This is a genomic window from Bifidobacterium sp. B4111 (assembly GCF_026537235.1).
Taxonomy (GTDB): domain Bacteria; phylum Actinomycetota; class Actinomycetes; order Actinomycetales; family Bifidobacteriaceae; genus Bombiscardovia.
Map to the genome: position 1 here is coordinate 1 of NZ_JAFNMO010000010.1, position 11,624 is coordinate 11,624.

Sequence of the window (11,624 nt, forward strand, 5' to 3'; positions counted from 1 at the left end):
CACACCGCATACACCACCGGCACCACAAACACCACCACAAACACCACCGCAAACGGCCCCATAAACAACCAACCACGCCAACGAGAACTCACGTGGCCCCGGGGTGCACTGCTTGACCGGGTAGCATCGCCGCTAGCAACAGCAGCCATATCTGACCTTCTCCCTCGAAGCGCTACAACAACACAAACAAACAAGCTCCGACCATATCGAACTGCAATGGACGTTCACCGGATGTTTTCGTTATCATAATAGCACGTATCTGCGAATCAAATATTCTCTGAATCTCTGATATAATGGTGTTTGCAAAAATGGTGTCGCAAACATATTGTCTGCCACCAAGGAGCAACCGACGCTAAGGACGGCAAGCTCCCATGAGCTGGATCAGGTAGGCATGGGACGGAAGAAACAGGTATCGATACAGGACGTTGCACAGTTTGCCGAGGTATCGCCGCAAACTGTGTCGCGAGTCGTTAATGACAGCACAGCTGTGCGCCCGAACACCAGACAAAAAGTGCTGAACGCCATGGAAGCCTTGGGCTACCGACCGAATTATGCCGCCAGGGCGCTGAAGCACGGCCGGTTCAACAATATTGGCATCGTCCTGTTCAACATCACCACATTTGGCAATGCACGCATCCTGGACGGCGCTGTGGAAGCCGCATCAGAATTCGGATATGCGGCGACCGTCCACGTCGTCAACCACTCATCGGAAATTACCTTAGCGGATATCCTAGAGCAGATGAAGCAGTTGCCTGTGGACGGCGTCATCGTGGTGCTTGAACAAAGAGTCGGCGATTTTGGTCGTTTTAGACCCAGCAAGGAGCTTCCCGTCGTGCTCATCACCGAGAAGCCTTCCCCTCATTGCCCCACTATCGATGCCGATCAATACGGATGCTCAACTTCGGCTGTCGAATATCTGCTCAAAAAAGGCCACCGCACTGTTTACCACATCTCAGGCCCCTCGACTTCACGAGCTGCGGAAAGCCGGGCCAAGGGATGGAGGGACGTTCTTCAGGCTTACGGCATCCCAGTGCCGCCGACTTATATAGGTGATTGGGAAGCAGACAGCGGGTATGAGGCAGGACGAGCCTTGGCGCATGAAGCTGATTGCACAGCCATCTATGCAGCCAACGACCAGATGGCTTATGGAGCCATTGAGGGCCTCAAAGACTCCGGCAAAAGAGTACCTGAAGATGTCAGCGTGATCGGTGTCGACGATTCTCTGATCGGAACGGTCCCAAGATTGAGTCTGACTACCATGCGCATGGATTTTGAAACCATCGGGCGTGAGGCCTTTGCAAAAGTCAAGCTCCAGTGTGAGGGAGAATACGTTCCTACAAACACCAAGACGCTTATTCCGGCGAAGTTGATCCAGCGCGGCTCGGTCATCGACATCAGCCAGCGACAGAAACAAGTCAGGCAAAATTAACAACTTCCCCCGGACCATCTGACACGGCATCATAGCTTTGGCCCAAGTAGATGTCAGATCACAAGTACTACGCTGCTTGCTGCAAGGGTGCGGCAGACTTCTGCGATGCCTGCAGAAGAATCCAAAGACCTCATTGCTGCCTTTAACAACCCGACATGAACGTTTGTCCATACTTGGGAGATTATTCATTAGGTAGCTAACGATCAATCCAAGGGAGGGCCTTTGAGCAAAGACTACGGCAAGCGAATCAAACGGGCAGCCAACCTCATGTCACGATCCATGGATGCCTACGCGGCTCGATATGGGCTCACAGGCACCCAGATGTCCATCATCGACTTCCTGGGCGAGTCCCAGGACCACACCCAACGGGACATAGAAATGGAATTCGACATCCGCCCGTCTACAACGACAAAAATCCTGCAGCGTATGGAGGCCAGCGGACTGGTCGGCGCCAAACGGGATCCCGGGGACGGCCGTCAACGCATCATTGTTCCGACCGCAAAGGCCCGGGCCCTGCAGAAAGCCGTGCGGGTATATATAGACAGCCAGCAAAAGGCCATGGAGCGCCAGTTCGACCAGCGTGATCTGGCTGCCTTCGATCGTGTGCTGGCCTATTTCATCTCCTTGAATTCCGGTGATTCCTCCCAGGCCGGAAAGGAGTCTCACTCATGAGCTCAACCCAAGCAGCCCAAGAGCAAAGTACAGCGATCCCCCGTATGGTAATCGGCGCTGTAGTAGCCACTGGCATCATGTCCTTCTGCGGCGTGATCGTGGAAACGGCCATGAATATCACCTTCCCTGCCCTCATGAGCCATTTTGGCATCGGAACCTCCAGCGTGCAATGGATGACCACCCTTTACCTCTTGGTCGTTGCCTCCATCACCCCGCTCTCGGCGGCCCTCAAACGCCGATTCCGCAGCCGAACCCTCTTTCTGTGCGCTAACCTGCTCTTCCTGACCGGACTGGTCATCGACGCGCTGGCTCCAATCTTCCCGCTCCTGCTGCTGGGAAGGGCCATACAAGGGTTGGGCACCAGTATCGCCCTGCCGCTGATGTTCAACATCATCCTCCAGGAGATCCCGACAAAGCGCATCGGCACCATGATGGGCGTAGGCACCCTGATTACAGCTATCGGACCAGCCGTCGGCCCCACCTTCGGCGGTTTGGTAGCGACCACGATCGGATGGCGTTTCGTCTTTATCATCCTGATCCCAGTACTGGTCATCTCGCTGGTGACCGGCCTGGCCTGTATACCCTCGGTTCCTGTGTCCGCAGACAGGCAAGCGGCCGGGCTGGGCCCGCTTGACGTGTTCCTGATGGTTCTAGGGTTTGCAGGTCTGATCTTCGGCATCAGCAACGCATCGGCAGGATGGCTCTCCTGGAGGTTTGGCGGAACGCTGGCCCTGGGGCTTGTCGCCCTGACAGCGTTCAGCCTCCGCGCCCAGCATCAGGCCTATCCGATCATCGACGTGTACTTGTTCACTGACAGTTGCTTCTCCCTGCATGTCGGAGCCTACATTCTATTCGAGATCTGTGCCCTGGCTCTCTCCTTCATCTTGCCCAACCACCTGCAGCTGGTTGATGGATGCACCTCTCTGCAGGCCGGACTGGTGTTGCTGCCGGGTGCGGCGATCGGAGCTGTTCTGGCACCGCTCTCCGGCAGGCTCTACGATCAGCTAGGCCCGCGCATTCCCATCATCAGCGGTAGCTGTGTTGCCTTTGTCGGCCTCCTCGGATTTGCTCTGACGGCCCGCCGACTGACAGCCATAACCGTCCTGGTGCTCTATATTTTCTTCATGCTGGGCATCGGGCTGAGCTTCGGCAACATCATGACCAACGGTCTGCATCGGCTGAGCTCGGAGCAACAGGCCGACGGCAACGCCATTTTCAACACCGTCCAGCAGTTCGCCGCAGCCATCGGCAGCAGCCTGGCGGCCACCATCGTAGCAGCAGGCCAGGCCGCAGTGGCAGACCGGCGGCTGGGCACCATCAATGGCTCCCAGCATGCCTTGATCTTGCTGCTGATCGTTGGCACCCTGGAGGTTCTGCTGATTCTGGCCGCCCTGCGTCGCTCTCAGAAACCGCAGCATGCTTGAGGGATGGCAGCCTTCAGTCCACGTTCAAGAAAACCCTCATCTCGTTTTCGCCACGGTTAGACCAAGCGAAATAGGGAATCAGGGTGGCCGTGGTCGGCATACGACGGACCGGTTGCCATTGACGGTAGAGCGGAGCAGTATCAGCCCCGTCTGCTGACTCCCGCCAGGCTGGCGCCCGCAGTCTGACCATGCTGCGGCTGACCGCATCGACATGACCCTCGGCCTTAGAATCGTCGAGATATGCCCCGGCCTGAAAAGTGAAGGGCTCGACTCTCACGCGGCTTGCATCACCCGACAAGGCATTGCCGTCCAGATGCAGCAGATGCAGGTTGGCCCCGTTGTCCCTTTCCTCGGCGCAGTAGACTATGGGTCCCCTGGTCACCGCCACCTTGTCCGCATCCTGGCTGACCAGAGGATTGGCAGCAACAGCACGCACTGGCATGTCGAAGTCGATGTCGATCCGATCGCCCTTCTTCCAGGGACCGGAAAGGTAGAGGTACCCCTGTTCCACACGTCGGCTGATAACATCCGAGGAACCTTGGCCTGTGCGGACCGTCACCGCATCGGCAGCTGCATCGCCGCCAGCCCAGGAAGGCAGACGGAGAGCCAGGGTGGTCAAGCCATCACCGGAAGCCTGAACCTTTAGGCGGATTACACCCTTCCAAGGCAATTCCGAATGCACCTGCAAAGCGATCGACCCCTCCCCCAAGTCCGTCTGGATCCTACCGCCGATGTAGAGGTGTACAAAGAACGTGGACCCATCCTCGGCAAGGGTGTAAGCGTAATTCTGCACCGATTCGACCAGGCGGGCCAAGTTGGGCGGGCAGCAGGCGCATCCGAACCACCGTTTACGCACGACGGGCACGTAACTGTAGCGGGGATCCTTGTTCAGCTTGGTCTGGGGCCTGACCTCGAGGGGATTGCCATAGAAGAAGCTCTTGCCATCCATGGCCATACCGTCAAGCACCGTGTTATAGAGGGCCAGCTCCATCACGTCGGCATATTCCGATCTGGGGTCCAGCTGCAGCATTCTACGGGCGAAGAAGATCAGAGCCACAGAAGCGCAGGTTTCACAATATCCGGTGTCGTTGGGCAGGTCGTAGGCATAGGAGTGCGATTCGGCATCCGCGTCGGCACCCACCCCTCCCGTGACGTAGAGTTTCTTATCAACAATGTCACGCCAGATGGCATGCACCGCCTCATTCAGTGCAGAGTCCTCGGTCAACCTGGCCACATCGGCAACTCCCGAATATAGATACCCGGCCCTGACCGCATGCCCGACGGCTTGACGTTGCTGAGCCACCGGTTCATGGGCCTGATAGTAGGCATAGGGTGCTGGCCTGCTGTCGTCGACAGTGAAGTTGGCATGCTCATAGGCTGCCCTCTGCCGATCCTCCTGCTCGAAGTAGAGGGGGCTTGTTCCCCGCTGATTGACGAAGTAGGCCGCCAGGTCCAGATACCGCTTGATTCCGGTGGTCTCATACAGGCGGATCAGAGCCATCTCGGCAATCTCGTGACCCGGATAGCCGTGCAGCTGATCGTCGGCCGGTCCGAAAGTCGCAGCCACATAGTCGGCAAACCGCTCGGCCGCATGCAAAAGCTTGGTCTTGCCCGTGCCCTGGAAATAGGCGATGGCACCCTCTATCAAATGGCCCAGGGAGTAGAGCTCATGATGATCCTTGAGATTGGTGAAGTGCCGGTTCATCCCGTTGAGGATGTAGTAGGTGTCCAGGTATCCGCTGTCCAGTTGGGCGGCACAGACAATGTCTATCGCCCCGTCGGCAAGCCGCTCCAGTTCAGCATCCGGATGATGCGCCAGGGAGTACCCCACGGCTTCCACCCATTTGGAGAAGTCGGTGTCCTGGAAAACGTAACCATAGAACTTATCCGGATCGGGATGATCCGGATCCTTCGGCAGGCAGTGGAATCCCTGATTGGTGTAAGTCGGCGGCTGGAAGTCTCCACTTCCCTCCTGCCCATTCAGCCTCTCGTTGAGAGCGGCGGCAGCGCGAAAATTGTGCATGCAGTAGCTGGACGAAGCACCAGGCACCTGGTCGTTGAGAGCCCTCCATTGGTAGGGCAGGACCGCTGTTCTGACCAGCTCCTGCTCGGCTGACCAGAAGGGGTCGTCGACGCTGGCCTGGCTGATCTCAATAGGCCCGCTCATATTGAATTGCTGACTCATGCTGCCATCTGCCTTTCTATGTGACGGCTGAAGACGGTTAGCACCAGCGCAACAGTCGCCAGGGCCGCAGCCACGATGGGAAAAAGATAGACCTGCTGATCGGCCGTCTGGAAGAATTTGAAGAAAATGATGGCAATGGCATTGCCGATGGCCGCGGTCTGGTTCCATGCCGTCTGCAGCTGGGTCTCATAGGACTCAGGAGAGAGTCCGGAGACCAGGGAGCTGCCGATCGGACCTACGAGCTGGTCGGACAGGGCCATGAAGGCGTAGTAAATCAGCACCCACCAAAGAGAGTAGCCGGATGATCCGCTCCCACCCAGAATCAGGGAGGGTATGGTCAGCGTGAAGAAAGCCAGAGCCGTGACCAGCAACCCCATACCATATTTATAGGTGGTCCGGATTGCCCCGACACGGGTTTTAGTCCACAGGAAGATGAAAATAGGCCCGGCTATCAGATCCATGACCATGTAGATGACTTGGAGCGAACCCGGGGCGATGGTGATACCGAAGATCACCCGGTTGACCTTCTTGTCCAGGAAAATGGCGATGGCGCTGGTCAACAGAGTGGCGCCCAGGGCCATGACGATCTGAGCGAAGAAGAACCAGAGAAAGGCCCGAAGATGGGTGTGATCACGGGCGGTCAGGTCTTTTTTGGTGAACAGGTTGACTAGGAAGCAGATGGGTACTACGAAAGCGAAGGTGGTGACGGCGTTGACGATGGCATTCAGGTTGAAATGCTTGGTCAGGACCAGGGCGGCGATGACCAGCGCCAGCAAAACTAACCCGATGACCAGACCCTTGAGTATCTTCTGGCGCTCCTGGGCCGACAGGGGCTTGATGGGAGCCTCACCCAGGGGTCCAAAGAACCGATACTGTGTGAAGAAGATAGCCGCGCCGTAGAGCAGGGCAAAGATCCCGGCCACAGCGAAGCCGATATGGTAGTTGCTCAGACCGATCTGGCCCACCACGACCGGGGTGATGATCCCAGCCACCGTGTTGGCAAACTGGTGGATGGTGAATGCCGCGTCGCGTCTGCGGGCATCCTCCTTGCGGTAGAGCTGCCCGGTCAGGGAGGCATTGGACATCCCCATGATGGGCATGGACAGCAGCACCAGGGCGATGTAGGCCATGGTCTGCCCGAAGACCTGCCTGGTCGGCGGTATAGCAAGGATGAAGAAGGCTGTGGCCTTGAGAAGATTGCCTAGTATCAGCGCCTTACGCATTCCCAGGACCCTGTCAGACAGCCAGCTGCCCACGATATTGAGCAACCCGTTGGCCGCTCCCATGGCCGCGATCATCAGAGCCGCATCCCCCTGGGAGAACCCCAGCCCCTTGGAGAATGGGGTGTAGAGGTAGTAGATCATCAGTGCGTAGAATGCGCCCCAGGCGGCCGAGTTGCAGAAATTGCCCAGAGCCAGGGTCCCGATAGCACGAGGATGTCCGAAGAAGCCCTTGTCGTCCCTGACCTCTTCCAAGGTGCTCTCCGTGTGTTTCATGATTGCATCGCTCCCGGAATAGTGGTGAATTTATAGAAAAGGTGGATGATTTTGAGGTATAGATTCTTTACAGGCGTCTGGGTCACCGACCCCTGCGCTGGTATGGTTCGGTCTGCCACGGTCGTTCCGTCTCTTTCTCATATGCCTAGGCTCCGCTGCCTATGCTGCCTTTAATGGTAGTGATGGCGAATCTCAAAGCCGGTGGCCTAGAATTCACAATACGTGTGGTTTTTTTACCTATTTTCTCCGACGAGAGGTCGATTTTCATGACATTGTTCTATGACCAGGAAAGCCAGCCGCAGCCCGAGCTGGTGTCTGCCGGCACCTTTATAGGCGACCCAGGCTGGCAGCACAGCAGACGCGTCATCAGGACCTTCGAAATCATCTGCAACATCCAGGGCATTTTGCCCTTGCAGATTGGCGATACGCGCTACATGGTGGGTCCGAGCACCTTCCTGATCGTGCCTCCCAACCTAGAGCATCGAGGATTTCGCGCCATCACCGAGAGCCTGCGATTCGATTGGATGCATTTCAATCTGCCTGGCTTGACCCCAGTCAGAGGCAACAGCGATGATCCCGAAGCGGACGAGGCTTCGAGCATCCTCCTGCCTGCCTACAGCGAGCACCTGTTCATGGACCGGATCACCGTCATCACCAACCAGTTGCTGGACGTCTACCAGATGCACGGCGATCAACACTATCTGAATGCTATCCTGGCCTGCGTGCTTTATGAGGTGACCATGCAGGCCAAGCAGCTTCTGCACACCCCGTCTATGAACATTCATGAACTGCAGCCGGTGCGCGACTGGATCCGCATACACGCTCTGGGGCCGATCAGCCTGAGCCAAATCGCCGACTACTTCAGCTACAACAAAAGCTACCTATCGCGCAAATACCGGCAGAAGTTCGGCATCACCATTTCCCAGGAGATCGAACGCTTCCGCATGGAGGCGGCTAAGTCGCTGCTGGTGGAGACCGACGACACAGTGGAAGGCATCGGGGCCATCGTCGGGTACAAGGACGACAAATACTTCATGAAGGTATTCAAACGCAACACCGGCATCAGCCCCACCCGCTACCGAAGAACCTTTCACCAAAGGCACTTCAACTCCCACTGAGCGCTACAACCGGGTCGATCATAAGGACAATAGGTGAGTTTTAATGACGCAGTGGTCTCTGCCAGGCCGATTTCGCGGCCGACGCTCATAGGATGAAAACAGCAAGGTGATTTTGCAACGAAGGGAGATCCCCATGCCTCACACCAACCCGCCTCGGATGATTTTCAGCCAGATGATCGATCCTCGACGCATCGAGCTCTACTGGGACCAGGAGGTGGAGGGAGCCTCAGATCCCAGGCATTTCCGTCTGTCCCTGGACGACCATCCTCTGCCGCTGATGGAGAGGACCGACGTGGAGTGGAATCTGCTCAATGTCTATGAGCCCATCAAGAAACGGTCCACGTTGATTACCAGAGAACCCTTGGATCGCACTGTTCTGGGACGCCTGTCCGTACGAGCGGAAGCGGCCATAGTCAATCAACAGGGTCAGCAGGCCGATCCGGAAGTCGAGATCGTGGTCAACAACTGGCACTGCCAGTATACGCAGTTCACCAACTGCCGCTGCGGAATCCCCATCGAGTCATCTGACGACGTCAGGCACCACACCCGGCTGTTGGCGGCCGACCTGATCGACACCATGATGTCCGCATCGCCGCGGATAGCCCGGACCATGATCTCCCTTGGGGCCAGGGTCGCCATCTACGGACCTCATGAGGATGTCTATGACATACCTGAACATCGTGGCGGCGCCCAGATTATGGATCGCCCTGTGGAAGGGTACGGCGGCATGATCGGCGACCCGGTCACCTCCATCTCCGCCGCCAATATCGAGCGCACCACCGAGGGCATGCATCAGACCCGCTACCCCAACGAGTCCATACTGGCCCATGAATTCGGCCACGCCATCCACCTGCTGGGCATCAACCGTCTGGAAGATCAGAGTCTGGCCCATCGAATCCAGGCCGCCTACAGCCATGCAATGGAGGCTGGACTCTGGCCGCGAACCTACCTGATCGGCAACATCGAAGAGTACTTCGCCACCCTTACATCCATGTGGTTCAACGTCATGGCCGAGAGCGCCGACGACACCTGGGACGGGGTCCGAGGCCCGCTCAACACCAGGAATGAGCTGCACGAATACGACCCGATCGGCTACGACCTGCTTGCGGACATATATCCGCAGACCGCTCTGCCCTACCCTTGGGATACCAATGCAGTCAACCACGACTACAGCGGGCATATGGACCAGTTGCCCTGAGGGCACTAAAACTTTAGCCAGTCATCCTGCCCAAGGCCAGTCTCTCTCACTTGAAGGTAAGAGGGAATCACTTGCTGATCAATGTCATCAGCCACACTTGTAACCGACCGATGCAAAAATCAACAACTGGTGCTTTCCACACAAGCGGAATGTCTTCGGACCCCCCCCCCAGGCATTCACTGTTCCACGAACCGACATAAGCATGAGGAATCGACCAGACAAGCCCGCAAGAATCCCTAAAAAGTTACCCTGTTAATGTTCCAAAGGTGAAGGGCAGCCGTATGACGGACGCCCCTGCTGCTGGGAGCGGGATGCTTCGCTTTAAAGTGATGAGGCTGAGCGTGATAAGGTTGTTTCTGGTTGTAGGGAATACATGTGCGGCTTGCGGCTTTACATGAGGCGGGGGCACTGGGAAGCATGACCGCGTATGCGTGGATAGGGGTTTGTGCATATCATGCGCCAGCATTCGAACATCTCGGCCAGGGCCATCGGCATCTTGCTTGTCGTCATCCTGCCTGCCAGCCTCCTGGCCGGAGGCTTGGCCGCAGCCGATGCCACCGTCGGCAAACCATCCGGCACGGCCACGCACGCCACCCTGGAAAACCCAAGGAAGCAGGACCCCGAAACCCCCAGCGCAGATAGCCGGCAGCCCGACGCCGCTGGCAGCGCGCTGACCGCCACCCCGCCAGCCCCTTCATCCCCGCTGACCACATCCTCCCCACTGCCGTCATCCTCCCCCCTGGCCGCGCCCGACGCTCCCGACACCACAGGCAGCCGGCCGCAAGCCCAATCCTCCCAAACCTGGACGGTCAGCTTCGACCCGGCCGGCGGCAGCAGCATCGGCGGGCAGACCATCCCCGACGGGGGGCAGGCCAGCCGGCCCAGCCCCGACCCGTCCAGGGACGGGTACCTGTTCGACGGCTGGTTCCAAGGCGATGTCGCCTACGACTTCACCCAGCCTGTCAACCGCAGCATCGCCCTGACCGCCCGGTGGACCAAGGGAGACGGCAACTGGTCCATCAGCCCCAGCCAAGGGCCTATAACCGGGGGCGCCAAGGTCACCCTCACCCCGCCAGAACAGCGCGGCATCAAATTCAGCCAGCTCAGCATGGGCGGCATGCATTCCGCGGTCCTCGCCTCGGACGGCAGCCTCTACACCTGGGGAGACAACGGCGGCGGCGAGCTGGGCGACGGCACCAACACCAACAGGAACACGCCAGTCCAAGTGAAGAAGCCCCAAGGCGCGCCAGAAGGATTCATTTGGAAACAAGCCAGCATAGGCTGGTCCCATTCCGCGGCGTTCGGCTCGGACGGCAACCTGTACACCTGGGGTGACAACGGCCATGGCCAGCTGGGCGACGGCACCACCACCAACCGCAACAGGCCAATCCCGGTCGGCAAGCCCCAAGGCGCGCCAGAAAAATTCACCTGGAAACGATTCATCCTAGGAGACTTGAATACCGCAGCATTCGGCTCGGACGGCAACCTCTACACATGGGGGAACAACCAGTACGGCCAGCTGGGCGACGGCACCACCACCGACAGGAGCAGGCCAGTCCTGGTCGGCAAGCCCCAAGGAGCCCCCGACGGATTCACCTGGAAACAGGTCAGCATAGGCTGGCAGCATTCCGCGGCCATCGGCTCGGACGGCAACCTCTACACCTGGGGACAGAACTACAGAGCCCAGCTGGGCGACGGCACCACCACCGACCGGCACACGCCGACCTTGGTCGGCAAGCCCCAAGGAGCCCCCGACGGATTCACCTGGAAACAAATCAGCCTAGGCGACTGGCATACAGAGGCTTTAGGCTCGGACGGCAGCTTCTACATCTGGGGAAGCAACGAATACGGCCAGCTGGGCGACGGCACCACCACCAACAGGAGCAGGCCAATCCCGGTCGGCAAGCCCCAAGGAGCCCCCGACGGATTCACCTGGAAATACGCGATCCTAGGCTGCAACCATTCCGCGGCGATCGGCTCGGACGGCCAGCTCTACACCTGGGGAGTCAACGGCAACGGCCAGCTGGGCGACGGCACCACCACCGACCGGAACCGGCCGGTCATGGTCGTCTTCCCCGGCGCCACCACGCCTACTGATGTCC

General features: G+C 58.4%; 8 protein-coding genes. 6 read left to right on the top strand and 2 right to left on the bottom strand.

Features of this window, described 5'->3' with window-relative positions; translation table 11 throughout:
* The first annotated feature begins 391 nt into the window (after positions 1 to 391).
* The 3 genes from J3T93_RS09740 to J3T93_RS09750 all read left to right on the top strand — a co-directional run bounded on the left by J3T93_RS09740 (position 392) and on the right by J3T93_RS09750 (position 3,525).
* Positions 392 to 1,429, top strand: a complete 1,038-nt coding sequence (locus J3T93_RS09740; protein ID WP_267431521.1) for a LacI family DNA-binding transcriptional regulator — start codon at positions 392 to 394, stop codon at positions 1,427 to 1,429.
* A 222-nt stretch (positions 1,430 to 1,651) separates the two neighbouring features.
* Positions 1,652 to 2,101, top strand: coding sequence for a MarR family winged helix-turn-helix transcriptional regulator (locus tag J3T93_RS09745; protein WP_267431522.1), 450 nt, complete (start codon positions 1,652 to 1,654; stop codon positions 2,099 to 2,101).
* Positions 2,098 to 3,525: an MFS transporter gene (locus J3T93_RS09750; RefSeq protein WP_267431523.1), complete on the top strand. Its 1,428-nt coding sequence runs from the start codon at positions 2,098 to 2,100 to the stop codon at positions 3,523 to 3,525. The genes J3T93_RS09745 and J3T93_RS09750 overlap by 4 nt, the downstream gene beginning before the upstream one ends.
* Positions 3,526 to 3,538: 13 nt before the next feature.
* Here the strand turns inward: J3T93_RS09750 and J3T93_RS09755 are convergent, their stop codons facing one another.
* Together J3T93_RS09755 and J3T93_RS09760 are read right to left on the bottom strand one after the other, a co-directional pair.
* Positions 3,539 to 5,710 (bottom strand): glycoside hydrolase family 127 protein, encoded by a 2,172-nt coding sequence (locus J3T93_RS09755; protein ID WP_267431524.1) that lies wholly within the window; start codon positions 5,708 to 5,710, stop codon positions 3,539 to 3,541.
* On the bottom strand, positions 5,707 to 7,206 hold the full coding sequence (locus J3T93_RS09760) for an oligopeptide:H+ symporter (protein WP_267431525.1): 1,500 nt from the start codon (positions 7,204 to 7,206) through the stop codon (positions 5,707 to 5,709). The genes J3T93_RS09755 and J3T93_RS09760 overlap by 4 nt, the downstream gene beginning before the upstream one ends.
* 266 nt (positions 7,207 to 7,472) lie before the next feature.
* Here J3T93_RS09760 and J3T93_RS09765 point away from each other — a divergent pair, with 266 nt between their 5' ends.
* From J3T93_RS09765 to J3T93_RS09775, 3 genes are all read left to right on the top strand, one after another.
* A complete protein-coding gene (locus J3T93_RS09765) occupies positions 7,473 to 8,324 on the top strand; it encodes a helix-turn-helix domain-containing protein (RefSeq protein ID WP_267401192.1) in 852 nt (283 codons plus the stop codon).
* Positions 8,325 to 8,457: 133 nt separating this feature from the next.
* Complete coding sequence (locus J3T93_RS09770) at positions 8,458 to 9,522, top strand: hypothetical protein (RefSeq protein WP_267431526.1); 1,065 nt, start codon at positions 8,458 to 8,460, stop codon at positions 9,520 to 9,522.
* Positions 9,523 to 9,976: 454 nt separating this feature from the next.
* A partial coding sequence (locus J3T93_RS09775; RefSeq protein WP_267431527.1) for an InlB B-repeat-containing protein occupies positions 9,977 to 11,624 on the top strand: 1,648 nt, incomplete at its 3' end.